This window comes from Streptomyces sp. NPDC006691, from assembly GCF_042869955.1.
Classification (GTDB): domain Bacteria; phylum Actinomycetota; class Actinomycetes; order Streptomycetales; family Streptomycetaceae; genus Streptomyces.
Genome location: NZ_JBIAGW010000007.1, coordinates 37,351 through 62,825, shown reverse-complemented (window position 1 = coordinate 62,825; position 25,475 = coordinate 37,351). Strand labels below are relative to the sequence as shown.

General features: G+C 72.5%; 20 protein-coding genes and 3 pseudogenes. 14 read left to right on the top strand and 9 right to left on the bottom strand.

Features of this window, described 5'->3' with window-relative positions:
* Positions 1 to 60: 60 nt before the first annotated feature.
* From ACFYNP_RS17760 to ACFYNP_RS17740, 5 genes are all read right to left on the bottom strand, one after another.
* Positions 61 to 1,443, bottom strand: a complete 1,383-nt coding sequence (locus ACFYNP_RS17760) for a hypothetical protein (RefSeq protein WP_388786337.1) — start codon at positions 1,441 to 1,443, stop codon at positions 61 to 63.
* Between the two features lie 112 nt (positions 1,444 to 1,555).
* Positions 1,556 to 3,034, bottom strand: coding sequence for a GntP family permease (locus tag ACFYNP_RS17755; protein ID WP_161256986.1), 1,479 nt, complete (start codon positions 3,032 to 3,034; stop codon positions 1,556 to 1,558).
* Positions 3,035 to 3,157: 123 nt separating this feature from the next.
* Positions 3,158 to 3,571 carry a RidA family protein gene (locus ACFYNP_RS17750; RefSeq protein WP_362720261.1) on the bottom strand — a complete coding sequence of 138 codons (414 nt, stop codon included), beginning with the start codon at positions 3,569 to 3,571 and terminating at the stop codon, positions 3,158 to 3,160.
* A complete protein-coding gene (locus ACFYNP_RS17745; protein WP_100574837.1) occupies positions 3,561 to 4,343 on the bottom strand; it encodes an IclR family transcriptional regulator in 783 nt (260 codons plus the stop codon). The genes ACFYNP_RS17750 and ACFYNP_RS17745 overlap by 11 nt, the downstream gene beginning before the upstream one ends.
* A complete protein-coding gene (locus ACFYNP_RS17740) occupies positions 4,340 to 5,401 on the bottom strand; it encodes a sugar kinase (protein ID WP_388786336.1) in 1,062 nt (353 codons plus the stop codon). The genes ACFYNP_RS17745 and ACFYNP_RS17740 overlap by 4 nt, the downstream gene beginning before the upstream one ends.
* A gap of 137 nt (positions 5,402 to 5,538) precedes the next feature.
* Here ACFYNP_RS17740 and ACFYNP_RS17735 point away from each other — a divergent pair, with 137 nt between their 5' ends.
* Together ACFYNP_RS17735 and ACFYNP_RS17730 are read left to right on the top strand one after the other, a co-directional pair.
* Positions 5,539 to 6,828 carry an amino acid deaminase gene (locus ACFYNP_RS17735; RefSeq protein WP_388786334.1) on the top strand — a complete coding sequence of 430 codons (1,290 nt, stop codon included), beginning with the start codon at positions 5,539 to 5,541 and terminating at the stop codon, positions 6,826 to 6,828.
* Positions 6,829 to 7,084: 256 nt separating this feature from the next.
* A complete protein-coding gene (locus ACFYNP_RS17730) occupies positions 7,085 to 8,686 on the top strand; it encodes an amidohydrolase family protein (protein ID WP_388786333.1) in 1,602 nt (533 codons plus the stop codon).
* Here ACFYNP_RS17730 and ACFYNP_RS17725 read toward each other — a convergent pair.
* Together ACFYNP_RS17725 and ACFYNP_RS17720 are read right to left on the bottom strand one after the other, a co-directional pair.
* On the bottom strand, positions 8,616 to 8,954 hold the full coding sequence (locus ACFYNP_RS17725) for an alkyl sulfatase dimerization domain-containing protein (RefSeq protein ID WP_388786331.1): 339 nt from the start codon (positions 8,952 to 8,954) through the stop codon (positions 8,616 to 8,618). The genes ACFYNP_RS17730 and ACFYNP_RS17725 overlap by 71 nt on opposite strands.
* Positions 8,955 to 9,088: 134 nt before the next feature.
* The gene (locus tag ACFYNP_RS17720; RefSeq protein ID WP_388786330.1) at positions 9,089 to 10,552 is read right to left on the bottom strand and encodes a cellulase family glycosylhydrolase; all 1,464 of its coding nucleotides are present in this window, start codon (positions 10,550 to 10,552) and stop codon (positions 9,089 to 9,091) included.
* A gap of 108 nt (positions 10,553 to 10,660) precedes the next feature.
* Here ACFYNP_RS17720 and ACFYNP_RS17715 point away from each other — a divergent pair, with 108 nt between their 5' ends.
* The 3 genes from ACFYNP_RS17715 to ACFYNP_RS17705 all read left to right on the top strand — a co-directional run bounded on the left by ACFYNP_RS17715 (position 10,661) and on the right by ACFYNP_RS17705 (position 13,136).
* The gene (locus ACFYNP_RS17715; RefSeq protein ID WP_388406145.1) at positions 10,661 to 11,422 is read left to right on the top strand and encodes a hypothetical protein; all 762 of its coding nucleotides are present in this window, start codon (positions 10,661 to 10,663) and stop codon (positions 11,420 to 11,422) included.
* 10 nt (positions 11,423 to 11,432) lie between these two features.
* Positions 11,433 to 12,644: a pyridoxal phosphate-dependent aminotransferase gene (locus tag ACFYNP_RS17710; RefSeq protein ID WP_388406143.1), complete on the top strand. Its 1,212-nt coding sequence runs from the start codon at positions 11,433 to 11,435 to the stop codon at positions 12,642 to 12,644.
* Positions 12,645 to 12,749: 105 nt separating this feature from the next.
* A complete protein-coding gene (locus ACFYNP_RS17705; protein WP_100574830.1) occupies positions 12,750 to 13,136 on the top strand; it encodes a hypothetical protein in 387 nt (128 codons plus the stop codon).
* Between the two features lie 356 nt (positions 13,137 to 13,492).
* Here the strand turns inward: ACFYNP_RS17705 and ACFYNP_RS17700 are convergent, their stop codons facing one another.
* Positions 13,493 to 15,316, bottom strand: coding sequence for a phosphoenolpyruvate carboxykinase (GTP) (locus ACFYNP_RS17700; RefSeq protein WP_388406141.1), 1,824 nt, complete (start codon positions 15,314 to 15,316; stop codon positions 13,493 to 13,495).
* A 299-nt stretch (positions 15,317 to 15,615) separates the two neighbouring features.
* On the opposite strand from ACFYNP_RS17700, the gene ACFYNP_RS17695 reads away from it, so the two are divergent.
* The 3 genes from ACFYNP_RS17695 (at position 15,616) to ACFYNP_RS17685 (ending at position 19,042) form a co-directional block, all read left to right on the top strand.
* Positions 15,616 to 16,296 carry a hemolysin III family protein gene (locus ACFYNP_RS17695; protein ID WP_388406138.1) on the top strand — a complete coding sequence of 227 codons (681 nt, stop codon included), beginning with the start codon at positions 15,616 to 15,618 and terminating at the stop codon, positions 16,294 to 16,296.
* A 362-nt stretch (positions 16,297 to 16,658) separates the two neighbouring features.
* The gene (locus ACFYNP_RS17690; protein WP_388786608.1) at positions 16,659 to 18,368 is read left to right on the top strand and encodes an MFS transporter; all 1,710 of its coding nucleotides are present in this window, start codon (positions 16,659 to 16,661) and stop codon (positions 18,366 to 18,368) included.
* Between the two features lie 5 nt (positions 18,369 to 18,373).
* Positions 18,374 to 19,042, top strand: coding sequence for a TetR/AcrR family transcriptional regulator (locus ACFYNP_RS17685; RefSeq protein WP_388406136.1), 669 nt, complete (start codon positions 18,374 to 18,376; stop codon positions 19,040 to 19,042).
* Positions 19,043 to 19,341: 299 nt separating this feature from the next.
* Here the strand turns inward: ACFYNP_RS17685 and ACFYNP_RS17680 are convergent.
* Positions 19,342 to 21,383: pseudogene (locus ACFYNP_RS17680) on the bottom strand (thioredoxin domain-containing protein).
* 488 nt (positions 21,384 to 21,871) lie between these two features.
* On the opposite strand from ACFYNP_RS17680, the gene ACFYNP_RS17675 reads away from it, so the two are divergent.
* The 6 genes and pseudogenes from ACFYNP_RS17675 (at position 21,872) to ACFYNP_RS17650 (ending at position 25,470) form a co-directional block, all read left to right on the top strand.
* Positions 21,872 to 22,861: an ATP-binding cassette domain-containing protein gene (locus ACFYNP_RS17675; RefSeq protein WP_388786328.1), complete on the top strand. Its 990-nt coding sequence runs from the start codon at positions 21,872 to 21,874 to the stop codon at positions 22,859 to 22,861.
* 2 nt (positions 22,862 to 22,863) lie between these two features.
* A complete protein-coding gene (locus ACFYNP_RS17670) occupies positions 22,864 to 23,637 on the top strand; it encodes an ABC transporter permease (RefSeq protein WP_388406128.1) in 774 nt (257 codons plus the stop codon).
* Positions 23,638 to 23,685: 48 nt separating this feature from the next.
* Positions 23,686 to 24,384, top strand: a complete 699-nt coding sequence (locus ACFYNP_RS17665; RefSeq protein ID WP_388786326.1) for a disulfide bond formation protein DsbA — start codon at positions 23,686 to 23,688, stop codon at positions 24,382 to 24,384.
* 54 nt (positions 24,385 to 24,438) lie between these two features.
* Positions 24,439 to 24,915, top strand: a pseudogene (locus tag ACFYNP_RS17660) (glycosyl transferase family 28); the annotation flags it as partial.
* Between the two features lie 97 nt (positions 24,916 to 25,012).
* A pseudogene (locus tag ACFYNP_RS17655) lies at positions 25,013 to 25,183 on the top strand (glycosyltransferase); the annotation flags it as partial.
* Positions 25,135 to 25,470: a nucleotide disphospho-sugar-binding domain-containing protein gene (locus tag ACFYNP_RS17650; protein ID WP_388786605.1), complete on the top strand. Its 336-nt coding sequence runs from the start codon at positions 25,135 to 25,137 to the stop codon at positions 25,468 to 25,470. The pseudogene ACFYNP_RS17655 and the gene ACFYNP_RS17650, both read left to right, overlap by 49 nt.
* The last annotated feature ends 5 nt before the right edge of the window (positions 25,471 to 25,475 follow it).

The window sequence follows — 25,475 nt, the reverse complement described above, 5'->3', positions numbered from 1 at the left end:
GACAAGTGGGCGGGCTCAGTTGAGCGGAGGCGAATCGCCCCGTCCTGCCCGGCTCTTCGCCTATACGGGGCCCAGCCAGTGCGCGACGGACCGCGCGGCGGCCGACACCCACGGGCCGAGGGAAGCCGGGAGGCAGAGGCCGTAGATGAGCGGGAGGGGGGACAACAACGTATAGGTGGCCCACCTCTCCAGCAGTTGGTCGCCCGAACAGCCGCCCGCCTTGAGGACGAGGACCTTCAGCAGCGCCCCGAGGGCGTAGCCGAACACGAGGGAGCCCACGACGTAGACGGCACCCCACGCGACGGCCGGCCCGTGCGGGTTCGCGTACATCTCGCGGATGCTCACGCCCGCCAGCAGGGGAACGGCGTTGGACAGCAGGAAGGCGGGCGCGATCGCCCAGAGGCTCGCGTCGGCGTCGGACTTCGCCGGGGAGCGCTTCGGTTCGGTGCCCTCGGGGCCCGCCGCCACGAGACCGGCCGCATCGGCACCGGTGCCGGAGAGGTCGGTGCCGGAGCCGCCGGCAGCGGAGACCTCGGTGCTGGAGGTCCCGCTGCCCGACAGCGCGGTGCCGGAGGTCCCGCTGCCCGACAGCGCGGTGCCGGAGGTTCCGCTGCCCGACAGCACGCCGCCAGAGGTCCCGCCGCCCGACAGCGCGGTGCCGGAGGTCTCGCCGCCGGAGGCCGGGGCGTCCGTGTCCGGCCACGGGTCCGGTTCGCCGTCCAGCGCGAGAGGCGGCGGCTTCCACCCGCACCCGTCCTCCCCCGCGAAGGGGTCCCCGGCGTCGGCCCGGCCTCCCTGCTCCGGGGTGCGCGGAGCCGCCTCCGGAGCCGCGGCGCTCTCGCCGACGAGCTCCCCCGCCACCACGCGGCCGTCCGCCCCTTCGTCGCGCCGCAGGGACATCTCGTCACCCAGCCGCTCCAACGAGGCGCGCAGTTCGGCGAGTTCGGCGTCGGCGGTGTCGATGAACCGGTCGTAGTCGTCGAGCGCGGGCTCGGGGTCGGGCTCGGGCTCCCGCTGCGGCTCCTGGACCTCCTGCCGGCGCCGGAGCTCCTCGATCTCCCTGCGGTACTCGTCCGCCGCGCGCCGGGCCTCGGTCAGCAGCCGCTCGGCCACCTCGCGGTCCTGCTGCGCCTCCTTCAACTTGCCCTGTACAGCGCGGAGTTTGAGCCCCGACTCCTGGAGCTCGGCCTGGATTTCGCCGTACGCCTCGGCGCGGCCCTCGGCGCGGGCGCGAACCGCCTTGCGTTCCAGCGCCTCGCACCGCTCCTCCAGGGAGCCCACCGCGTGCAGCAGCACGGTGACGATGCGGTCGGCCTCGCCCCGGTAGGTCTCCGCGTCGGCGCCCCTGTCGAGGAAGACGTTGAGGGTGTAGTCGCGCTGCTCGATCAGCTGATCGCGGCGCGCCTGGTACACGCGCCCGTCGTCGGATGCCTCTCCGCGCATGCCGCCGTCCCCCGAGTCCACTCGAATCGAACAGCACTTTAGCGCTCCTGGCGGTTCAACGCAGCGCGTGCTGTGCCGAGTTGAGGTACTCGGGGCGGCGGCGGCCGGTGCGCTAGATCACCAGGCTGAGCAGCGCCGCCACCGCGAAGCCCGCGACCGACAGGACCGATTCCAGAACCGTCCAGGACTTCAGGGTGTCGCGCTCGGTGATGCCGAAGTACTTGGCGACCATCCAGAAGCCGCCGTCGTTGACGTGCGAGGCGAAGATCGAGCCGGCCGAGATGGCCATGATGATCAGGGCCAGGTGGGCCTGGGAGTAGCCGGAGCCCTCCACCAGGGGGACCACGATGCCGGCCGTGGTGACGATCGCGACCGTCGCCGAGCCCTGGGCCACGCGCAGGACGACCGAGATCAGCCAGGCCAGCAGGATCACCGGGAGGCCGACGCTGTGGAAGGTGCTGGCGAGCGCGTCGGCGATGCCCGATGCTTTCAGGACCGCGCCGAAGATGCCGCCCGCGCCGACCACGAGCAGGATGTTGCCGACCGGCTTGAGCGACGAAGTGGACACCGTCTCCAGGGACTTGCGGGACCAGCCGCGCCGGATGCCGAGCAGGTAGTAGGCGAGGACCAGGGCGATGGTCAGGGCCACGAACGGGTTGCCGAAGAACTCCAGGACCGAGCGGAGCGTGGAGGGGTCGAGGGCGATCGAGGAGAACGTGGCGGCCAGGATCAGGATCAGCGGGGTGCCGATGATGGCGAGCACCGCGCCGAGCGACACCGGCTCCTCGCGCGGAGTGACCCCGGATGCCTGCTGTTCGGCGGCGACGGCGGCCCTGGCCTCCTCGGCGGCCTCGACCATGTCCTGCGGGACCTCGACGAAGATGCGCTTGCCGATCCAGGCGGCGTAACCCCAGGCCGCGAGGACGGACGGGATGCCGACGAGGGCGCCCATCAGGATGACCCAGCCGAGCGAGACGTGGAACAGACCGGCCGCGGCGACCGGGCCGGGGTGCGGCGGCAGGAAGGCGTGGGTCATGGACAGACCCGCGAGCAGCGGCATGCAGTAGAGCAGGATCGACTTGCCGGACCGCTTGGCGGCGGCGTAGACGATCGGCGCGAGGACGAAGATGCCGACGTCGAAGAAGACCGGGATGCCGAAGATGAGACCGGTGAGGCCCATCGCGAGGGGGGCGCGCTTCTCGCCGAAGAGGGTGAGCAGGCGGGTGCTCAACACCTCGGCCCCGCCGCTGACTTCGAGGATCGCGCCGAGCATCGTGCCGAGGCCGATGATGATGGCGACGTGTCCGAGGATGCCGCCCATGCCGGACTCGATGACCGAGACGGCGGCGGACTTCTGCACGGTTCCGAAGAGTTCGGTGACCGAGAGCCCGGCGCCGAGGCCGACGGCTATGGAGACCGCGAGCAGCGCCACGAAGGGCTGGAGCCTGACCTTGATGATCAGGAAGAGCAGCAGGGCTATGCCCAGGACGGCGACGGTCAGCAGGCCGGCGGTGCCGCCGATGAGGGGGAGGATGCCTCCCGTGTGCACGGGGGGTGGTGGGGCGGCGGCCGCGACAGCGTGGAACAACATGTGCCAACTCCGTTGTCAAGCAGGGGGGTTCCAGGGCAGGGGGGACCGCGGCACGGCGCCCCGGCGGTCCGGGGCGCCGCACCGTGCGGCGGGTCGAGCGGTGTGACTAAGGCGGTCAAGGAACTAGGCGTCCAGGACCGCGAGGGCGTCGATCTCGATGAGCAGGCCCGCGGGGAGGCCGACGTACACCGTGGTGCGGGCGGCGGCGGGGGCCTTGAGGCCCTGCTCCTCGAAGTACGCGTTGTAGATCTCGTTCATCTCCGCGAAGTGGTCCACGTCCGTGAGGTAGACGCGCATCATCATCACGTCGTCCCAGCTCGCGCCGCCCTCCTCCAGGATCGCCTTGACGTTGGCGAAGGTCTGGAGGGTCTGCTCGCGCAGGGTGGGGCCCGCCGGGGTCGGCGCCTGGCCCTCGACGGCCGGCAGGAAGCCGACCTGGCCGGCGACCTGGAGGATGTTGCCCTTGCGCACGCCGTGCGAGAACTTGGCGGGCGGGGTGGTGTGCGTGGCCGGGGTGATGGCGGTCTTAGCGGTCATCGGAACTTCCTTGTGCGGAGGGGGTGTTGGGTGCGGTGCCGGAGTACTCGCGGCTGATCGCTTCCGCGGTGCGGCGCACCTGGGGAAGCAGGGTGAGGAGTTCCTCGGCCGTGACGACGACGTTCGGCGCCGACACCGACATGGCGGCGACGACCCGGCCGTCCGCACCGTGGATGGGGGCCCCGATGCAGTTGATGGACTCCTCGTGGCCACCGAGGTCGGTGGCCCAGCCCTGTTCGCGCACCGTCGCCAGTTCCTTGAGGAAGGCGGCGGCGTTGGGTGTCGAACGGGACGTGTAGGTGGGGTAGTCGAGCTTCTCCGCGACGGCGCGGCGCTCGGCCTCGGGCAGGTCGGCAAGGAGCAGCTTGGCGACGGCGGCCACCGTGATGGCGACGGGCTTGCCGATGCGGGAGTACATCCGCACCGGGTAGCGGCTCTCGACCTTGTCGATGTAGAGGACCTCGCCCTCCTCGTGCACGGCGAGGTGGACGGTGTGCCCGATCCGCTCGTTGAGCGCGACCAGGTGGGGGTGGGCGATCTCGCGCACGTCCAGGTTCTCGACGGCCTCCTGCGCGAGGGCGAAGAGCCGGGCGCCGAGCCGGTAGCGCTGGTCCTCCTGGCGGTAGACGAGCCCGTGCTCGTGCAGGGTGCGCAGGAGCCGCAGCGCGGTGGACTTGTGCACCCCCAGCCGGTCGGCGACCTGCCCGAGGTCGGCGGGCCCCTGCGCGAGCAGCGGCAGGATGCTCAGCGCCCGGTCGACGGTCTGGCTCATGACGTACGTACCTCCTGGTCGTCCCCCGTCCACCCGGGGCCGAGACGAAGTGTCCCCCAGGCGGCGTCGTCCAGGGCCACGAGCCGGTCGGCGTGGACGCGCGCCGGGGGCTGGGTGAGGTCGCCGGGGACGGTGAGCACGGCGGCGGCCATGAGGTGCCCGTGCCGGATGCGGTCGCGTACGCCGAGGCCGCGCAGGGTCGCGGAGAGGAACCCCGCGGCGAACGCGTCGCCCGCGCCGACGGGGGCGACGACGTCGACGCGGGGGGAGGGCGCGAAACAGCCGGCTTCGTCGGACGCGGGGGAATCCCCGCGGGCGAACACGGTCGCTCCCGCCGCGCCCTGCTTGACCACGAGCACCCCCGGCTCGGGCAGGGCGGTCCGCACGGCGGCGGCGCCGCGCAGCCCCCACGCGGCCTCCGCCTCGTCCTCGCCGACGAACACGATGTCCGCGCCGCGGGCGAGGTCGAGCAGGACCCGCGGCCCGGCCGCGTCCCGCCACAGGCCGGGCCGGTAGTTGACGTCGAAGGAGACCGTGGGACGGCCGGGGCGGCCCACCACCAGGTCGCGCATCAGGGCGAGGCAGTCGTCGGACAGGGCCGCGGTGATCCCGGACAGGTGCAGGATGCGGCCCGTCCACAGGTCGCGGTACGGGACGGTCGCCGGCGACATCGCGGAGGCGGCCGACCCGGCGCGGTAGTAGAGCACCTCGTGCCCGTCGGCCGCCCGGTCGTCGGCGGTGCGGAAGTAGATCCCGGTGGGCCGCTCCGGGTCACGGCGTACGGCACGCACATCGACGCCGTACGAGCCGACCGCCTCGACCAGGTGGTCGCCGAAGCCGTCCGCGCCGACCCGGCTGACCCAGCGTGTGCTGTGTCCGGCGGCGGCGAGCGCGCAGGCCACGTTGGACTCGGCGCCGCCGATCCCCCGCTCGAAGGCGGGCACGTCGGCGAGGCGGCCCGGCCGGGCGGGCAGGAAGGTGACCATGGACTCGCCGAGGCAGACGACGTCGACGGGGGTGTCGGCGCCGTCCGTGACGGCTGGGGATCCGGTGGTCACTGCTGGCTCCTCGCTGCTGGGCGGCCGGGGCCGGTCATTGACCCGGCGTTGGCCCGGATGTTAGACAGCATTGAGCGATATGCGCAATGGGTGTTGCAGATGTTGCAACGCCATCCCCCGAGGAGGGTGAGGTTTCCGTGGCAGCCACCGATCGCGAAGACAGGCTTGCGGCGCTGAGCGCCGAACGCGTCGACCACCGTTTCAAGGGCCTGCCGCCGGACGCCGAGGGGCTCACCGTGGCCGAGCTCGCCGCCGAGCGCCGCGACCTGTTCACCGGCGGTTTCACCACGCCGGTCCTGACCCTGTCGGCGGAGGCCGTCGAGCACAACCTCGCGCTCCTGGAGACGTACGCGGAACGCCACGGCCTCGCCTTCGCGCCGCACGGCAAGACCTCGATGGCGCCGCGGCTCTTCGCCCGCCAGATCGAGCGCGGCGCCTGGGGCATCACACTCGCGGTGCCCCACCAGGTGCGGGTGGCAAGGGCGTTCGGAATCGAGCGGATCTTCCTCGCGAACGAACTCGTCGACGCGGTGGCGCTGCGCTGGATCGCGGGCGAGCTGGAGCGGGACGAGGCGTTCCGCTTCATCTGTTACGTCGACTCCGTACGCGGGGTCGAGCTGATGGACCAGGCCCTGCGCGGCTCGGCCCGGCGGGTCGACGTGGTCGTCGAGCTCGCGGCGGGCGAGGGCGCGCGCACGGGGGTGCGTACGGAGGCGGGGTGCGCGGAGGTCGCCGACGCGGTGGCCGCCACGTCCACGCTGCGGCTCGTGGGGGTCGCCGGGTACGAGGGCGAGGTGCCCTCGGCCGACCCCGAGCGGGTCCGCGCCTACCTGGCCCGGCTCGTCTCGCTCGCCGCGGACTTCGACAAGGCGGGACGCTTCTCCGGGCTCGGGATCTCCGAGATCGTGCTCAGCGCGGGAGGCTCCGCCTGGTTCGACGCGGTGGCGGACGTGTTCGCCTCCGTGCCCCAACTGAGCCTTCCCGTGCTGAAGTTGCTCCGCTCCGGGGCGTACGTGTCGCACGACGACGGGCACTACCGGAAGCTGACCCCCTTCAACCGGGTGCCCGCGGAGGGATCGCTTCAGCCGGCCTTCCGGCTCTGGGCCCAGGTCGTCTCGCGGCCGTCGCCGGAGCAGGCGTTCGTGAACGCGGGGAAGCGGGACGCGGCGTACGACCTCGATCTGCCCGAGGCGCAGGTCGTGCGGGACGCCCGCACCGGGGAGGTACGGGATGCCTCCGGCATCTCGGTCACCGGGCTCTCCGATCAGCACGGGTGGCTGCGGACGGAGCCGGGGGTTTCGCTGGCCGTCGGGGACTGGGTGGGGATGGGGCTCTCGCATCCGTGCACGGCGTTCGACAAGTGGGGGCTCGTGCCGGTGGTGGGGGCGGACGGGGTGGTCTCGGACTACCTCCGCACGTACTTCTGACCCCGGCCCGCCCCCAGCCCCCGTACGGGCCGGCGCCAAGGTCTTCAGGGGCGCGGGGAACTGCGCGACCCGCCCCGCACGGCCCGCAGCCGAACCGGGGGACCCGGGGCGCAGCCCCGCAAAGCCCCCCCGGGAGGGTTCAGGGAAGGGGCGGGGAGGGGCCAGAACCCGGGGTCCGGGGCGGAGCCCCGGCGCACCGCACACCGGGGCCCGCCCGGCGTCGCAGTCACCACCAGAACCGACAAGAAGAGGCGGCATGGACCTGGTCATCCGGGGCGCACGCGTCATCGACGGCACCGGCACCCCCTCGTACCCCGCGGACGTCGGCCTGAGCAACGGCCGGATCGAGAAGATCCGGCAGCCCGGCGAGCCCCCGCTCACAGCGCGCCGCACTCTCGATGCCCACGGCCTCGCCCTCTCCCCCGGGTTCATCGACATGCACGCCCACTCCGACCTCGCCCTGCTCCGCGACCCGGACCACAGCGCCAAGGCCGCCCAGGGCGTCACCCTGGAGGTGCTCGGGCAGGACGGGCTCTCGTACGCGCCCGTCGACGACCGCACGCTCGGCGAGGTGAGACGTGCCATCACCGGGTGGAACGGCGACGGCAGCGACATCGACTTCGACTGGCGGTCCGTCGGCGAATACCTCGACCGGCTCGACCGCGGCATCGCGGTGAACGCCGCCTACCTGATCCCGCAGGGCACCGTGCGGATGTACGCCGTCGGGTGGGACGACCGGCCCGCCACACCGCAACAGCTCGACCGGATGCGGGAGTTGGTCGCCCAGGGCCTGGAGGAGGGCGCCGTCGGGATGTCCTCCGGGCTCACCTACACGCCGGGCATGTACGCCACGGATTCCGAGCTCACCGAGCTGTGCCGGGTCGTGGCCCGCTACGACGGCTACTACTGCCCGCACCACCGCTCCTACGGCGCCGGCGCCCTCGACGCGTACGAGGAGATGGTCCGGCTCACCCGGGACGCCGGATGCGCGCTGCACCTGGCCCACGCCACCATGAACTTCGGCGTGAACAAGGGCCGCGCGCCCGAGCTCCTCGGTCTGCTCGACGACGCCCTGGCCGCCGGGGCCGACATCTCCCTCGACACGTATCCGTACACGCCCGGCTGCACAACTCTCGTCGCGATGCTGCCCAGTTGGGCGAGCGAGGGCGGGCCCGAGGCCATTCTCGCGCGGCTCCGCGACGACGACACCGCCGAGCGCATCCGGCACCACATGGAGGTCGTCGGCGCGGACGGCTGTCACGGCGTGCCCATCGAGTGGGACACCATCGAGATCTCGGGCGTGAGCGACCCGGGGCTCGCGGGCTGCGTCGGCAAGACCGTCGCCGAGGCGGCGGCCCAGCGCGGCGAGGCGCCGTGGACCACCGCGCGCCGGCTGCTCGTCAACGACCGGCTCGGGTCGACCATCCTCCAGCACGTCGGGCACGAGGAGAACGTGCGGGCCATCATGCGGCACCCGGTGCACACCGGCGGAAGCGACGGCATCCTCCAGGGATACAAGCCGCACCCGCGCGCCTACGGCACGTTCCCGCAGTATCTCGGGCGCTACGCACGGGAGTTGGGCATCATGTCGCTTGAGGAGACCGTCGCCCATCTCACCTCGCGCCCGGCCGCCCGGCTGCGCCTTCCCGACCGGGGTCTGGTCCGCGAGGGCTACCGCGCGGACCTCGTCCTGTTCGACCCGGACACCGTCGCCGCGGGCTCCACCTTCGAGTCCCCGCGCACGCTGCCCGTCGGCATCCCCTACGTCCTGATCGACGGCAGGTTCGTCATCGAGGACGGCCGGCGGACCGACGTGCTGGCGGGCCGCTCGGTGCGGCGGACACCCGGCGCGCGCTGACCTGGCCCTTCGCCAGTTCGCGGGCCGCCGTCAGATAGACCGTGCGCAGCGGGCCGTACTCGGCCGTGTAGGCGAGCTGGGTCAGCGCGAGGGCCTGCAACGCCTTCGCGCTGCGCAGTGCGGCGCTCGGCGCGGCGGCGCCGACCACCTGGTCGAGGAGCTCGATGACCTTGTCGTAGTGGGGAGTCGGGGCGTCGTACTCCCGCTGTGCGGCGGCCAGCAGCCCCCGCCAGCGCAGTCGTCCACGGGACCGGTCGGTGGTGACCATGGCCTCTGCCTCCTGATGCGTGCGGTGCGATGGACGTACGTACGCCTTCGGACGCATCCCGGAGGCTAGGAAGGCCACCGCGCCCCGCACAACTCCCCCGCGGCCCGGGTGGCTCGATTCGCTCCCGGCCCCGCTCACGCCCGTGGGCGTATCCGTACCGCGACCTCTTTCGCGCCGGCCTGTCCCGAAGTGACGTGCAGGGTGCGCGACCTGGGGTCCCAGCCCGCCGCCTCGCCGTCGCCCGTGACCACGGCCCCGTGCGGGAAGAGCCGGGCGGGCAGATACACCTCCGTGGTGCCGCGCACACTTGCCTTCGGGCGCCAGGTCACCGAGAACGTGCGGCTCGGCTCGTCCCAGCCGTAGGAGACGGGGTCGCCCGCGATGGCCTTCGGCGCCGGGCGGTCCAGGACCGGGAGGAGCGGGGTGGGCTTCAGGCTCTGGTCCCAAGGGGCCCAGGGACCGGGGTCGTTGGACCAGTACGCGGTGCCCGCGCCCATCTCGTCGGCCAGTGCGCGCACCCTGGCGACGTAGTCCAGGGCGCCGGGCAGCGTGGCGTCCAGGCCGTACTCGCCGATCAGGACCGGGGCGCCGAGGCGCCGGGCGGTCTTCTCGGTCTGTTCCCGCCAGGAGGCGAGCGTGCGGTCGACCCACTTCCCGGTGTCCCCGGTGTAGCCGCCGCCGAGGTCCATGGGGAGGGGGTAGAGGTGGGGTGCGTACGCGATGCGCGCGTTCTCGCCGTCGCCGCGCGGGTCCTTGAGGTACGGAAGTCCGCTCGGCAGGCCCCAGTTGGCGCTGACCGCCGCGGGCTCGACGAAGATCCAGGAGTCGGGGTCGACGTCGCGGATCGCGGCAATGGTCCGCCGGTAGAGCGCGGCGAGCGGGCCGGCCTCGAAGGCGGGGCCCTGGACGCTGCCGCCGAAGGGCTCGTTCATCAGGTCGTAGCCGAGCACGGCCGGATCGCCGGCGAACCGCGCGGCGATGTGCGCCCAGGCGGCCGCGTAGTGCGCCCGCAGATCACGGCCGCCCGGGCGCGTCCCCCAGAAGTGGTCGAAGGCCCGTACCGTCCCCGGCTCGATGTACTTGAGTTCCCACTGGCCCTGCTCGGCGACCGGCAGGCCGTCGGGCTCGGTCGCCCACGCGGGGGCGCCGTTGCCCTTGACCGCGGGGCCGTAGACGTCCTGGTGCAGGTCGAGCATGACGTGGTAGCCGCGCGTCCCGTACCAGCGCACGCGCTCGGCGACCTGGGCGAGATAGCCGTCGTCGTACCTGCCCGGCTCCGGCTCGACGTTGCGCCACTGGATGAGGAAGCGGACGAAGTCGGAGCCGAGCGCGTCCGATTCGCGCTGTACGTCGGCCTCCTTGATCCAAGGGAGGCCGTCGGGAGGGGCCTTGGCGCTGGAGGCGGTGTTGAGTCCGGTCAGGACGAGGGCGCGGCCCCGGTCGTCGGTGATCCAGCGATGGCCGGTGGCCGTGTGCGCGGGTCCCGCGTCGGCGGGGCCGACCACGAGCAGAAGGGCCGCGGCCAGCGCGCCCGCCGCACCCCATGCCGCCCGTCCGCCCGTCCGTCCGCCCGTCCGTCCGCCCGTCCCCAGCCGCATGGGCGGACTCTAGAGGCTTCTTCTGCCGTTCAACACCCCTGTTCACAGGCGGAGTTGAGAATTGTTCAGCATCTTCTCATCGCTCGTGCGGTGCCCTAGGGTCCGGCCATGCGTCTGTCCGTGCGCCTGCCCGCGCGTGCGTCCACCCGCCCGTTCGGGCCGCCGTCCACGCGTCCCCGTCCGCGGCCGTCCACGCGCCCCCGGCCGCGGCTGCCCCGGATCGAGCCGGCCGTGGCCGCCGTCGCCGGGGTCTGCCTGCTGCTCGCGCTGCTCCTGGGCCTGACCCCGGCCCTGACCGCGTTCACCGCGCGCACCGGCCCGGCCCTGGTGCCGAGTGCGCTCGGAGTGCCGTTCGCACTGCCGTCGCTGCGTGCGGTGCCCCTGGGCGGCACCGGCGTGACCCAGCTCCTGTGCGAGGACTTCGCGGTGGCGGTCCTGGTCGCGGTGTCCGTGCTGCGGATGCGGCGGCAGCTGCGGCGGCACCCGGACGCGGGCCGCCCGCGCCGCTTCCTCGCGGGCTGGACCGCGCTGATCGCGGGCGCGGCGGCCTCGGGAGCGTGGCGGGGCCTGGTCACGGCCCGCCTGGTGGAGGCGGGACCCGTCGGCTGGCTGCTCTACGCGGCGGCCGGAGCGGTGTTCGGCGCGGCGTGGGGGGCGGCGGCCGGCTGGTCGGCGGGGGCGGCCGCACTGGCCGGGGTGGGCAAGATCTCACCCCGGACGCCCCGCACTCCCATTCCAAGCCTGGTCGCGCCCGGCGACCAGCAATCCCCGGGCAGCCCCGGGCCGGCGCATTGCGATGGAAGCCGGCGCCCGCGCCCCCACGACCCGACCGCACCAAATGGCGAGGCACCCGGCGAAACACGGTCGTAAGGTGGCCGTCATGCAGGTGATCCAGTCGACCAAGCTCGCCAATGTCTGTTACGAGATCCGGGGCCCGGTTCTCGAAGAGGCCATGCGCCTGGAGGCGGCGGGCCACCGCATCCTCAAGCTGAACACGGGCAACCCGGCGGCGTTCGGCTTCGAGTGCCCGCCGGAGATCCTGGAGGACATCCTCCGGAACCTGTCGGGTGCGCACGGCTACGGCGACGCGAAGGGCCTGCTGTCCGCGCGCCGCGCGGTGATGCAGCACTACCAGACCAAGGGGATCGAACTCGACGTCGAGGACGTCTACCTCGGCAACGGCGTCTCGGAGCTCATCCAGATGTCGATGCAGGCACTGCTCGACGACGGCGACGAGGTGCTCGTCCCGGCGCCCGACTACCCGCTGTGGACGGCCTCCGTCTCGCTCGCGGGCGGCACCGCGGTGCACTACCGCTGCGACGAGCAGGCCGACTGGATGCCGGACCTCGCCGACATCGAGCGCAAGGTCACCGACCGCACCAAGGCGATCGTCATCATCAACCCGAACAATCCGACGGGTGCGGTGTACGACGACGAGATGCTGCGCGGGCTCACCGAGATCGCCCGCCGCCACAACCTGGTCGTCTGCTCGGACGAGATCTACGACCGCATCCTGTTCGACGGCGCCACCCACACGCCGACCGCGGTCATCGCGCCCGACCTGATGGTGCTCACCTTCAACGGGCTCTCCAAGAACTACCGGGTGGCCGGCTTCCGCTCGGGCTGGCTGGCGGTGTGCGGGCCCAAGGCCCACGCCTCCTCGTACATCGAGGGCCTGACCATCCTCGCGAACATGCGCCTGTGCGCGAACATGCCCTCGCAGCACGCGGTGGCCACCGCGCTCGGCGGCCGGCAGTCGATCGAGCAGCTGGTACTGCCGGGCGGCCGGCTCCTGGAACAGCGCGACACGGCGTACGAGCTGCTCACGCGGATCCCCGGGGTCAGCTGTGTGAAGCCGAAGGGCGCGCTCTACCTGTTCCCGCGGCTCGACCCGGCCGTCTACAAGGTCAAGGACGACCGTCAGATGGTCCTCGACCTGCTGCGCGCCGAGAAGATCATGGTGGTGCACGGCACCGGCTTCAACTGGCCCGAGCCCGACCACTTCCGGATCGTGACGCTGCCCTCGGCCAAGGACCTGGCGGACGCGGTGACCCGGATCGGGGACTTCCTGGAGGGCTACAGCCAGATGTAGCCCGGGCCGTCCGCACCGCACCGGGAGGACCGGCTGGGACCCGGCTCAACTTTAGACTGAATCTAAGCTAGGATGGCTTCCTGAAACACTCAGGAGGCCATTCCCATGTACGAGCCGATCCGCACCAAGTCGGTCCACACGACGATGGCCGCCGACGACGCCCGCATCCCGCACCGCTCCCGCGAGGACGAGCTGGACATCCAGCTCGCCGGACACCTCTCCGCGCTGCTCGCCGTCACCGACGAGCTCGGGCTCACCGAGGCCGGGGACGCCATCGCCCGCCAGGTCGCGCGGCTGCGCGGCGGACTGCCGCCGGTGCGCCACGCGGGGCTCAGCGGCGCGGACGCGAGCGCCCTGCACGCCCGCGCCCACGCGCTCGCGGGCCGCGCCCTCCTCGTCGCCGCCTCGCGCGCCGACACCGCCGCCGCGATCCTGGCAGCGGAGCGCATGGACGCCCACGCGGCGGCCGGCTCGCTCACCGCCGCTTCCTGAAGCGGCCCCTGTTCGGCCCCGGTCCGCGAGCCGCGGAGGTCCGCGGACCGGGTGCCACTTCCCCAAGTGCCGTGACGTAGGCCCGAGTTGACGCACGCGCGATGCGGCGCGCGGCCCGGCGGCGTACTTCTGGTGCGGCACGCGCGGCGTACTTCTGGTGCGGCCCGGCGGCGTACTTCTGGTGCGGCACGCGCGAAAAGGCCGGCCCCCGGAGCCGTGAGGGGACTCCGGGGGCCGGTCCATGCGCGGCGGGTCACGAGTGACCCCACAGGTCAGGGCGGATGTCGAACCGACCCGCCGCGCACCTCCGGCCGAGCCAGGACAGGCGGCCGCGACCGGAGGGGGCTTCGGACGGGTCAGCCGAGGCGGGACACCAGGGCGCGGTACTCGTCCCACAGCTCCTTGGGCGCGTGGTCCCCGAAGGTGTTGAGGTGCTCGGGGACCAGCGCCGCCTCCTCGCGCCAGACCTCCTTGTCGACCTTGAGCAGGAAGTCGAGGTCGGCCTCGGGAAGGTCCAGGCCCGCGGTGTCCAGGGACTCCTTGGTCGGCAGGATGCCGATGGGGGTCTCCACGCCGTCCGCCTTGCCTTCGAGGCGCTCCACGATCCACTTCAGGACGCGGCTGTTCTCGCCGAACCCGGGCCACACGAACTTGCCCGCGTCGTTCTTGCGGAACCAGTTCACGTAGTAGATCTTCGGCAGCTTGGCCGCGTCCGCGGTCGCTCCGACCTTGACCCAGTGGGCCATGTAGTCGCCCATGTTGTAGCCGCAGAACGGCAGCATCGCGAACGGGTCGCGGCGCAGTTCGCCGACCTTGCCCTCGGCGGCGGCGGTCTTCTCGGAGGCGACGTTGGCGCCGAGGAAGACGCCGTGGTTCCAGTCGAACGACTCGGTGACCAGCGGCACCGCGGAGGCGCGGCGGCCACCGAAGAGGATCGCCGAGATCGGCACGCCCTTGGGGTCCTCCCACTCCGGCGCGATGGTCGGGCACTGCCCGGCCGGCACGGTGAAGCGGGCGTTGGGGTGGGCGGCCGGGGTGTCGGACGCGGGCGTCCAGTCGTTGCCCTTCCAGTCCGTGAGGTGCGCGGGCGCCGTCTCGGTCATGCCCTCCCACCACACGTCGCCGTCGTCGGTCAGCGCGACGTTGGTGAAGACGGAGTTGCCCCACAGCGTCTTCATGGCGTTGGCGTTGGTGTGCTCGCCGGTGCCGGGCGCGACGCCGAAGAAGCCGGCCTCGGGGTTGATCGCGTACAGCTGGCCGTCCTCGCCGAAGCGCATCCAGGCGATGTCGTCGCCGATCGTCTCGACCTTCCAGCCGGGGATCGTCGGCTCCAGCATGGCGAGGTTGGTCTTGCCGCAGGCGCTCGGGAAGGCCGCCGTGACGTACTTGGGCTCACCGTTCGGCGGGGTGAGCTTGAGGACGAGCATGTGCTCGGCGAGCCAGCCCTCGTCGCGGGCCATGACGGAGGCGATGCGCAGCGCGTAGCACTTCTTGCCGAGCAGGGCGTTGCCGCCGTAGCCCGAACCGTAGGACCAGATCTCGCGGGACTCCGGGAAGTGCGAGATGTACTTCGTGGAGTTGCACGGCCACGGCACGTCCGCCTCGCCCTCGGCGAGCGGCGCCCCCAGGGTGTGGACGGCCTTCACGAAGAAGCCGTCGGTGCCCAGCTCGTCCAGGACGCGCTGTCCCATGCGGGTCATGGTGCGCATCGAGACGGCGACGTACGCGGAGTCGGTGATCTCGACGCCGATCGCGGACAGCGGCGAGCCGACCGGGCCCATGCAGAACGGGACTACGTACATCGTGCGCCCGCGCATCGAACCGCGGAAGATGCCCTCGTCCCCCGCGAAGACGGCCTTCATCTCGGCCGGGGCCTTCCAGTGGTTGGTCGGGCCCGCGTCCTCCTCCTTCTCGGAGCAGATGAAGGTGCGGTCCTCGACCCGGGCGACGTCACGCGGGTCGGAGGCGGCGTAGTACGAGTTGGGGCGCTTGCTCTCGTCCAGCTTCTTGAAGGTGCCCTTGGCGACGAGCTCCCCGCACAGGCGCTCGTACTCGGTCTCGGATCCGTCGCACCAGACCACACTGTCCGGCTGGGTCAGTTCCGCGATCTCGTTGACCCACGAGATCAGTTCCTGGTGCTTGGTGGGGACAGAGAGGGGAGCCGCGATATCGCGCGCCACGATCGCTCCTAGATGAGGGTCTTTTGAGGGGTTTGACGTACTACTGCATTGCCGCCCCGTGGGGGCTGCGACCCGGATGCTTGACCCCGTGGATCCTCTTGGCGCTCATCCGGTGCCGACCGCACTCATCTGATCTTCCGCGTCGTTCGCCCATATGTCCAGGGGGCCTCTCACGTGAGCATCACCACTTACCGCCTTCTTAACTGCCATTTGCCGTTCACTTACCCGACGGCCGCGGGACGCACGGTGACGGGCCGTACCTATCCGTAACCTACGGGTCCGTAGGTAGCATGCGGACCATGACTGATCAGGTGATGGCTCACGCGATCGACCCGGTGACACAGATGGTGAAACCGAAGATGCGCGGCTGGCTGCACGCCGGGATGTTCCCGGCCGCACTGATCTCGGGCCTGGTGCTCACCGCGTTCGCGGGCTCCACCAAGGCGCGGATCGCCTGCGGGATCTTCGCTCTGACCGCCTGTCTGCTCTTCGGCGTCAGCGGCCTCTACCACCGGGGCAACTGGGGCCCGCGCGGCGAGGCGATCCTGCGCCGCCTCGACCACGCCAACATCTTCCTCATCATCGCGGGCACCTACACCCCGCTCACCCTCCTCCTGCTGCCCGGCTCCACCGGCCGGGTCCTGCTGTGGGCGATCTGGGCGGCGGCGCTGGCCGGCATCGCCTTCCGGGTGTTCTGGATCGGCGCCCCGCGCTGGCTCTACACGCCCTGCTACCTGGCGATGGGCTGGGCCGCCGTGTTCTTCCTGCCCGACTTCATGCGGACCGGCGGCATCGCGGTGCTCGTCCTGGTCGTGGTGGGCGGGCTGCTCTACAGCGCGGGTGGCGTGATCTACGGCATCAAGCGCCCGAACCCGTCCCCCCGCTTCTTCGGCTTCCACGAGGTCTTCCACTCGCTGACGCTCGCCGCGTTCGTCGTCCACTACGTGGGCATCTCGCTCGTCGCCTACCAGCACGGATAGCCCGACCCGCCCGATCCAGGGCCCTGGCGCACCAGCGCCGGGGCCCTTTTCGTATGGGCTCTTGTACCGGCGCAGATGTTGACAGTCAGACGCTTTTGAGAGTTACTTCCAAAAGGAAGAAGCTTCCATGCTGCGCGGCCGCGGCCCGACGCCGCGTACGCGACCAGCCGATACGGAACTCGCCGATACGGAACTCTTCGAGGAGGCCCCGGATGACGACACCGCCCGTACCACCGTCAGCAGCACCCTCCGCATCACCGCCCGCAGCACCACCCGCACCCCTCGCCGGCACCGCCAAGACACCCCCTGCGGCGGACCCCGCCCCGGCCCCGGACCCGCGCCGCTGGTGGGCGCTCGGGGCGATGGTCGCGAGCATGCTCGTGCTCGGCTTCGACATGACGATCCTCAACGTGGCGCTGCCGACCATGGCCGGGTCGCTCGGCGCCACCACCGGTCAGCAGCAGTGGATGGCGGACGCGTACGTCATCGTGTTCGCGGCGCTGATGCTGCCCGCGGGCCTGCTCGGCGACCGCTTCGGGCGCCGCCGGATGCTGATCACCGGGCTCGGCATCTTCCTCGTCGGCTCGCTCGTCGGGTCGCTCGCGGGCAGTGTCGCGCCGGTCGTCGCGGCCCGTGCGGTGATGGGCGTCGGCGGCGCGCTCGTCATGCCGCTCGCCCTCGCCGTGCTGCCCTCACTGTTCGCTCCGGACGAGCGCGGCAAGGCCGTCGGCATCGTCACCGCCGCCTCCGCGCTCGGGATGCCGCTCGGCCCGATCGTCGGCGGGTTCCTGCTCGACCACTTCTGGTGGGGCTCCGTCTTCCTGATCAACGTCCCGATGGTCGCCATCGGGATAGCCGCCTGCGCCTTCCTGCTCCCCGAGACCCGCGACCCCTCGTCGCCCCGGCTGGACGTCCTGTCCACGGCGCTCACCGCGGCCGGGCTCGGCGCGCTGATCTACGCCGTCATCGAGGCGCCGGGCCGGGGCTGGAGCAGCCCGCTGGTGCTGGCCATGCTGGGCGCGGGCGCGCTGCTGATCGCGGCCCTGGCCGTACGGGAACGGCGGGCCGCCCGCCCGATGCTGGACCTCACCCTGCTGGGCCGCCGGCCGTTCCTGCTGAACACGCTCGCGGCGACGCTGGTCATGTTCATCCTGTCCGGCCTGATGTTCGTCCTGCCGCCCTACCTCCAGGCGGTGCTGGGCAGCGATGCGTTCGGCACCGGGCTCCGGATGCTGCCGCTGATGGGCGGCCTGATGGTCGCGGCCAGGGGCACGGGGGCGCTGACCTCGCGGTTCGGGGCGCGGGGCGTGATCAGCGCGGGGCTCGTGGTGCTGGCGTTCGCGGCGCTGCTCGGCACCCGGACGGGCACCGGGGACGGCTACGGGTTCACCGCGCTGTGGCTCTCGGTCGCCGGGCTCGGGTTCGGGCTCGCGATGGTGCCCGCGATGACGGCCGCCCTCTCGACGCTGCCGCCGGACCGCGCGGGCAGCGGTTCGGGACTGCTCATGACGGTACGTCAGGTGGGCGGCGCGATCGGCATCGCGCTGCTCGGGTCGCTGCTCGCCGGGGTCTACGCGGACGGGCTGCCGGCCGGGGCTCCGCATGCGGCCGGCGACTCGGTGGTGGCGGCGCATCTGGTCGCGGCGAGGACGGGCGACGCGCATCTCGCCCGGGCCGCCGACTCCGCGTACGTCCATGGCATGGGCGTCGTGCTGCTGGTCTGCGCGGTCGCCGCACTGGCGACGGCGCTGCTCGCCGCGGCTCTGCTGCCGAAGGACGAGCTGCCAGGCTCGGAGCCGGGTGCGGGGGCGGGTGCGGGGGCGGATGCGGGTGCCGGGTCGAGTGCGGGTGCGGGTGCCGGTACCTCGGCCTCGGCCGGGGCTAGGACCGGGGCCGGAGCCGGGGCCGATGGCGGGACCGGAGCCGGGACCGGGGCCGATGGCGGGACCGGAGCCGGGACCGGGGCCGATGGCGGGACCGGAGCCGGGGCCGGGGCCGATGGCGGGACCGGAGCCGGGGCCGGGGCCGATGGCGGGACCGGAGCCGGGGCCGGGGCCGATGGCGGAGAATGACGACCATGGCCGCCACCTCCCGTCCCAGCCCCGCCGCCGAACCGGGCGGCTCCGTCGACTCGGTCGCGGAGAGCCTCCAGCCGCAACTGAGCCTGCGCGAGCGGAAGAAGATCAAGACGCGTTCGACGATCCGCCGGGCCATGTACCGGCTGATCGCCGAGCAGGGCTACGAGGCCACGACGGTCGAGCAGATCGCGGAGGCGGCGGAGGTCTCCCCCTCAACGGTGTTCCGCTACTTCCCGACGAAGGAGGACATCGTCCTCACGGACGAGTTCGACCCGGTCATGCTGCGGGAGATGCGGTCCCGGCCGGCCGGGGAAGCGCCGTTGGAGTCCCTCCGGTACGTCGTCACGGAGGCGGCCCGGCGTTTGTTGCTGCACGCGCGGGAGGAGACGTTGCAGCGGACGAGCCTGATCGCGGAGGTGCCGGCGCTTCGGGCCCGGATGATGGAGTCGGTGGCGGCGACGAGCCGGCTGCTGTGCGACGTGCTCGCGGAGCGGGCCGGTCGCCCGGTGGACCTGGAGGTCCGGGTCTTCGCCATGTCGGTGCTGGGCGCGCTGCACGAGGCGTCGGTGTACTGGGCGGAGCGGGATCACCAGGACGACCTCCTGGACCTCATCGCCCGGACGATGACGACGCTCGACTCGGGCCTCCCCCCAACCCCTCCCGGGTAACCCCGGGCCTCCGTGGGCACCCCTGGCCCACCGAGGCCCCCGCGGTTCCCCGCGCCCCTTGGAACCCGCCTCCGTCCGGGGACCGTGCCAGGCCGGTCGCGAAGTTCCCCGCGCCCCTGTAGGTGACCCGGCGTCCCCGCCGGTCGCGCCCGCGCGCCCACCGCGGCGAAGCCGCACGAACGACACCGCCCCGGGGCCGGAACCAACCGACCCCGAGCAACGGGCGGGCGAGCGGGCAGGCAGGCAGGCAGGCAGGCAGGCGGGCAGAAAACCCCGGGCCCGGGGCGGAGCCCCGGGGGCTAGCCCAGGGCCTCCGCCAGGGATTCCGGCGTGGTCACCGGCGCCTCGCAGGTGAACCGCCGGCACACGTACGCCGCCGGCCCGCCCCTCACCAACGGCCGCCCCGCGAGAAGGGGAAACTCCGCGGAGCCCGGCGCCCCCACCGCCACCACCGCCCCCGGTGCGGAAGCCAGCAGCGCCGTACGGTGCAGCGCCCCCGTGAGGGGATCCGTGGGGGAACCCACCACCGCGACCTCCCGGGGCCCGTCCAGCACCGCCTCCGCCGTAGCGAGCCCCCACCCGATGAACCGCGGCGCCCGCGGCCCGAGCGCCCGGACCACCCCCAACGCCCCCTCCGCGGCCTCCCGGTGCGCCGAGGAACCCGTGTGGGCGGCGTAGGACAGCAGGGCCGAGGCCGCGGCCGTCCACCCCGAGGGCGTCGCGTTGTCCGTCGGGTCCTGGGGCCGCCGGATGAGCTCCTCCGCGTCGTGCGCGGTGTCGTAGAGGACGCCCCCTTCGCCGACGAACTGGTCCAGGACGATGTCGAGCAGGAACCCGGCGAACTCCAGCCAGACCCCCTCCCCCGTCACCCCGGCCAGTGCCAGGAATCCCTCGGCGACATCCGCGTAGTCCTCCAACACGCCCGCGTTCACGCCCACTTGACCGTCCTTGGAGGTCCGGGCGAGCCGCGCGTGGCCGTCCATGTGGAGCCGTACGAGCACGTCCGCGGCCTCGGTGGCGCGCTCGACGAGGTCCGGGCGGCCGAAGAGCGCGCCGACCTCGGCGAGCGCCGCGATCGCCAGGCCGTTCCACGCCGCGACCAGCTTGTCGTCCCGCATCGGCCGCTCCCGCAGCTCCCGCGCCGCGAGCAGCCGGGCATACGCGGAAGGTTCCAACTCACCTTCGCCCAGCGGGAGTTGCAGCACCGAGGCCCCCTCCTCGAAGGTGCCGTCCGCCGTCACACCGAAGTGCCGCGCCGCCGCCTCCCCGGCCCCTTCGCCAAGGACCTCGGCCAGCTGTGCGGGCGTCCAGACATAGAACGCGCCCTCGACGTGGCGTCCGGCCCCGTCGTCGCTGTCGGCGTCCAGCGCGGAGGCGTACCCGCCCTCGTTGGTGCGCAGCTCGCGCACCATGAAGTCGGCGGTCTCCAGGGCGACCCGGCGCGCGAGGGCGGAACCGGTGACCCGCCACAGGTGGGCGTACACCCGGCACAGCAGGGCGTTGTCGTACAGCATCTTCTCGAAGTGCGGCACCAGCGCGGCGCCCGGGCGCGGGCGCAGGACATAGCGGTGGAAGCCGCCGCCCAGCTGGTCGTAGAGGCTGGAGCGGGCCATCGCCCCGCACATGCCCTCGGCCATCTCCAGGGCCGCCTCCGAGCCGGTCCTGGTGTGGTGGCGCAGCAGGAACTCGATCACCATGCTCGGCGGGAACTTGGTGTCACCGCCGCCGAGCCAGCCGCTCGCCGGGTCGTACTCCCGGGTGATCCCGAGCAGCGCCTGGGCGAGCTCCTCCTCACCGGGCAGTCCCCCCGTACCGTGGTCCAGCTCGCGGGCCGCGAGGTCGCGGGTGATCTTCTCGGCAACCTCGGACACCTCGCCGCGGCGGTCGGCCCACGCGCTCCGGACGCCTTCGAGCACCTGCCGGAAGGACGGCATGCCGTGCCGCGGCTCGGGCGGGAAGTACGTACCGAAGTAGAAGGGTTCGCCCTCGGAGGTCATGAAGACCGACATGGGCCAGCCGCCCTGGCCGGTCGCGGCCTGTACGGCCTCCATGTAGACGGCGTCGACGTCGGGCCGCTCCTCGCGGTCCACCTTCACGTTGACGAAGTGCTCGTTCATGTAGGCCGCGACGGCCTCGTCCTCGAAGGATTCGTGCGCGAGGACATGACACCAGTGGATCAGCAGAAGCATAAGTGGCAGGACGCATAGCCCACACTCAAAAAGATGGGCACGTCCCGCCGCTTAGCTTCCGTCATCGCCTCCTCTCCCCATGGCCACCAATCCACCGGATTGGAGGCGTGCTGGAGTAGGTAGGGCGACTGCTCGTCAGCCAGTCGATTCATACCGGCATCGTCGCACGGCCGGGCCCCGATGTGGGTCACTTCCTCGCCCACGTCGGGCGGGCCCGACGAAGCCTGGCGCGCCCCACCCCTCGTCGGGGGGCGAGGATCAGCGCCGCGGCGAGCGGGGCCCGCCGTGGGATCGTCACGCGGCGTCCAGCGAGGCGTCCACCGTGATCTGCCCGTTCGTCCGGTGGCCGAGGGTGAGTCCGCTCGACAGCTCCCCGTAGGGGGCGGCTCCCGACGGGCCGGAAGGGTGGGGCCGACAGCTACACGACGGTCCGGAGGGTGGGGGTGCGGGGACGGTTCGAAGAGCGGATCGGGACCGTCAGGAAGGCTGACAAAGACGTCATTAGCGCTTCTAAGCTCGAAGAAGTCAAGGGCCCAGAGCATCTGACTTTCCCTCACCCTGCCCCGGAACCGGGGCAGCCGGTCCGGGCACGGGCCGAGACCCCCTGCTCGCCCCCCCTGAACCCCGTACGGGAGAAACCATGATTCACACCCGAGGGCTCACCCGCAGCTTCCGCGCCAAAGGGGAGACCGTCGCGGCCGTGCGCGGCCTCGACCTCGACATCGAGGCCGGCTCCGTGGTCGCCTTCCTCGGCCCGAACGGCGCCGGGAAGACCACCAGCCTGCGGATGCTGACCACCCTGCTCCCACCGACCTCGGGCACCGCCGTCGTCGCCGGTCACGACGTGCTGACCACCCCGTCGCGCGTCCGCGACCGCATCGGCTGTCTCGGCCAGGGCAACAGCGCCGGCAGCAACTTCCGGGTCGGCGACGAGCTGATCACCCAGGGCCGCGCGTACGGCCTGAGCCGCGCGAAGTCCCGTGCCCGGGCGGAGCAACTGCTGCCCGCGCTCGAACTGGAGGGCCTGGCCAAGCGGACGGTGGGCACCCTCTCGGGCGGTCAGCGCCGCCGCCTGGACATCGCCATGGCCCTGGTCCACGAGCCGGAACTGCTCTTCCTCGACGAGCCCACCACCGGGCTCGACCCGCACAGCCGCGCCAACATCTGGGAGCACGTGCTGCGGCTGCACAAGGAGTCGGGCACCACGATCGTGTTCACCACCCACTACCTGGAGGAGGCCGATCTCTGGGCCCGGCGCGTGATGGTGGTCGACCACGGCCGGGTGATCGCCGACGACTCCCCGGAGAACCTCAAGGCCGACCTGGCCGGCGACCGCATCACCCTGGGGACCACCGACGGCGCCGATGCCCAGCGGGCCGGCGAGCTCGCCCGCGCCCTGCCCACCGTCCACGACGTCAGCGTCGACGACCGGGAGGTGCGAGTGCGCACCCCCCATGGAGACACCCAACTCCCGTTCCTGCTGCGCAACTTGGAGGCCGTCGGGGTGCGGGCCGTCACCGCCCGGCTCACCCGCCCCACTCTCGACGACGTCTTCCTCAGCCTGACCGGCCGCACCCTGCGGGAGAGCGCCGACGCCACCGCACCGACCGCCACGCACGACGGAGGCTGACCATGAAGGTACTCAACGACACCCGCACCGCGTTCGCCCGCGAGCTGGGTCCCGAGCTGCGCCAGCCGGCCGGCCTCCTCTTCACCATGCTGCTGCCCTTCCTCTTCCTCGCCCTCTTCGCGCCCCTGCTCTCCGGCATGAGACCCGCGGGCGCGGACACGGGCACGGGCTCCCCCTGGCAGTGGTTCGTGCCGGGCATGCTCGTCCTGCTGGCGCTCTCCGCCACCGCCGGGGCCGGGGCCTCCCTGCTCAACGAGATGTCCTCGGGGGCCCTTGAACGCATGCTCGTGACCCCGCTCAACCGGGCGGCGATGCTCGTGGGGCGGGCGCTCAAGGAGGTCGTGATCCTGCTGACACAGGCCCTGCTGATCCTCGTCCTGCTGCTGCCGACCGACTTCCGGCTCCGACCTCTCGGCGCCCTGGCGGGCCTCGCGCTGCTGACCGTCTTCGGCATCGGGATCGGCGCGCTCTCCTTCACCCTGGCGCTCCACTCCCGCAAGCAGCAGACCCTGTTCTACGGAGTGCAGCAGATGATCTTCTTCCCCCTGCTGCTGCTCTCCGGTGTCCTGCTGCCCATCACCCAGGCCTCGGCTCCCGCCTGGCTCTACGTCCTGAGCAGGATCAACCCCGCGACGTATGTGGTCGAGGCCGAACGAGCCCTGTTCGACGGCCGGTTCGCCACGACCAGCGTGCTGTACGGAGTCCTCGCGGCGACGGCCATCGCGGTGCTCGGGGTCTTCGCGGGCATCCGGGGCATGCGCAACGCCTCCGTATGACGCGCCGCCCGCCCCCACCCGCCGCCATGACCGCAGGAGCACCGCACCGTGACCGCCGAAGCCAGCCGGGGCGCCCCGCGTCCCGAACCCCGCACCGCCGACGTCTGGTTCGACCCCGCCTGCCCGTACACCTGGCTGACCGCCCGCTGGCTGCGGGAGGCCGCCGCGGTCCGCCCGCTGGAGCCGCGCTGGCACCTGATGAGCCTGGCCCTCCTCAACGAGGACCGGGACGACGATCCCGAGGGCGACCCCGAGGGGTACCTGATGGTGCCCGTGCGGATCGGCACCGCCGTCCGCCACCACCACGGGCAGGAGGCGCTGGGCCGCTTCCACGCCTCGCTGTGGGCCGCTCTCGACTCCCCCGGCGGGAGCGGCGGCACCGCCAGGAAGTGGATCAACGATCCGGTCCTGGCGCTGGCCCACGCCGGCCTGCCGACGGAACTGGCGGCGGCCGGTGAGTCCACCGCCTACGACGAGGAGCTGCGGGCCTCGCACGCGGAGGCCCTACGGCTCCTGGGCCCGCGGCCCGGGACGCCGGTGGTGGCGGTCGGGGATCCGGCGGACCCGCACCGTCCCCCGCTCGCCTTCTTCGGGCCGGTCCTCTCCCGCGTACCGGAGGGGGAGGAGGCGGGGCGGCTGTGGGACGGAAAGCTGGTGGTGGCCGGGACCCCCGGGTTCCACGAACTCAAGGGAAGGCCCGCCGACCCGGACCCGGACGTGACCGGACCGGACGTCGGTCCGGCGTGAACGGGCCCGCGCCGACGGGCGTTGGGGACGGGAGGCGCGGGTGCCACCACCCATGTGGCCGCGCAGGTCCCGCTCGCCTGGGCGCTGCGCGCGGCCGGCCACGAGGTGCGGGTCGCGACCCAGCCGGACGTCGCCGAGGACATCACCCGCGCCGGCCTGACGGCGGTGCCGGTCGGTGAACCCCTGCACGTGGCGGCCAAGATGAACCCGGACGACTCGGGCCTGGCGGACGAGTTGCGCGACGACGCCTGGCTGCGGGTGCTCGATCCGGGGGAGGTCCGCCCCGAGCGGCTGACACCCGAGTACCTGCACGGGGTCTTCGCCGCCTGGACGCCTCTGGTCCACCGGAACACGGTGCCGGACCGGATGATCGACGACCTGGTGGCCTTCGCCCGGGACTGGCGGCCGCACCTGGTGGTCTGGGACACCATGACGTACGCGGGGCCGGTCGCCGCCCGTGCGAGCGGTGCCGCGCACGCCCGGCTGATGTTCGGTCTCGACCTCGTCGGGCTGCTGCGCGAGCGGTACCGGGCCGGCCGGGCCGCGCCGGATCTGTCTCACCCTCGGCGTCTCCTTCCGGGAGGTCGTCGGCGAGGACCAGGCGTCGGTCGGCGAGCTGCTGGAGGCCGTGGCCGACCTCGACGTGGAGGTGGTGGCTACCCTCAACGCCGAGCAGCTCGACGCCCTCGGGCCGACGCCGCCGAACGTCCGGGCGGTCGACTTCGTCCCGCTGAACGAACTGCTGCCGAGCTGCGCGGCGATCATCCACCACGGCGGCGCGGGCACCTTCCTGACCGCACTGGCCCACGGGGTGCCGCAGGTCGTCGTGCCGTCCCGGATGCGTGCAACACCCCGCGCGCGGAGCGGGCCCAGGCGGCCGGATTGGCCCTGACGTGTCCGCCCGAGCGGCTCACGGCCGGCCGGCTGCGCGCGATGGTGAGGCGAGTCCTGGACGACCCGTCGTTCGCACACGCCGCGAGCCGAGTGAGCACCGAGATGCTCGGGACACCGACGCCCGCCGGGATCGTCCCGGTCCTCGAACGGCTGGTGAACGCCCATCGCCCACGGCCGCGGAGCGGCACATGACGTAC

Excerpts from the sequence above, each read along its gene's own strand:
- ACFYNP_RS17750 (WP_362720261.1), bottom strand. The coding sequence starts at position 3,571 with ATGACCGCTAAGACCGCCATCACCCCGGCCACGCACACCACCCCGCCC.
- ACFYNP_RS17730 (WP_388786333.1), top strand. The coding sequence starts at position 7,085 with ATGGACCTGGTCATCCGGGGCGCACGCGTCATCGACGGCACCGGCACC.
- ACFYNP_RS17675 (WP_388786328.1), top strand. The coding sequence starts at position 21,872 with ATGATTCACACCCGAGGGCTCACCCGCAGCTTCCGCGCCAAAGGGGAG.
- ACFYNP_RS17685 (WP_388406136.1), top strand. The coding sequence starts at position 18,374 with ATGGCCGCCACCTCCCGTCCCAGCCCCGCCGCCGAACCGGGCGGCTCC.
- ACFYNP_RS17720 (WP_388786330.1), bottom strand. The coding sequence starts at position 10,552 with ATGCGGCTGGGGACGGGCGGACGGACGGGCGGACGGACGGGCGGACGG.
- ACFYNP_RS17690 (WP_388786608.1), top strand. The coding sequence starts at position 16,659 with ATGGTCGCGAGCATGCTCGTGCTCGGCTTCGACATGACGATCCTCAAC.
- ACFYNP_RS17710 (WP_388406143.1), top strand. The coding sequence starts at position 11,433 with ATGCAGGTGATCCAGTCGACCAAGCTCGCCAATGTCTGTTACGAGATC.
- ACFYNP_RS17670 (WP_388406128.1), top strand. The coding sequence starts at position 22,864 with ATGAAGGTACTCAACGACACCCGCACCGCGTTCGCCCGCGAGCTGGGT.
- ACFYNP_RS17715 (WP_388406145.1), top strand. The coding sequence starts at position 10,661 with ATGCGTCTGTCCGTGCGCCTGCCCGCGCGTGCGTCCACCCGCCCGTTC.
- ACFYNP_RS17725 (WP_388786331.1), bottom strand. The coding sequence starts at position 8,954 with ATGGTCACCACCGACCGGTCCCGTGGACGACTGCGCTGGCGGGGGCTG.
- ACFYNP_RS17760 (WP_388786337.1), bottom strand. The coding sequence starts at position 1,443 with ATGCGCGGAGAGGCATCCGACGACGGGCGCGTGTACCAGGCGCGCCGC.
- ACFYNP_RS17755 (WP_161256986.1), bottom strand. The coding sequence starts at position 3,034 with ATGTTGTTCCACGCTGTCGCGGCCGCCGCCCCACCACCCCCCGTGCAC.
- ACFYNP_RS17745 (WP_100574837.1), bottom strand. The coding sequence starts at position 4,343 with ATGAGCCAGACCGTCGACCGGGCGCTGAGCATCCTGCCGCTGCTCGCG.
- ACFYNP_RS17705 (WP_100574830.1), top strand. The coding sequence starts at position 12,750 with ATGTACGAGCCGATCCGCACCAAGTCGGTCCACACGACGATGGCCGCC.
- ACFYNP_RS17695 (WP_388406138.1), top strand. The coding sequence starts at position 15,616 with ATGACTGATCAGGTGATGGCTCACGCGATCGACCCGGTGACACAGATG.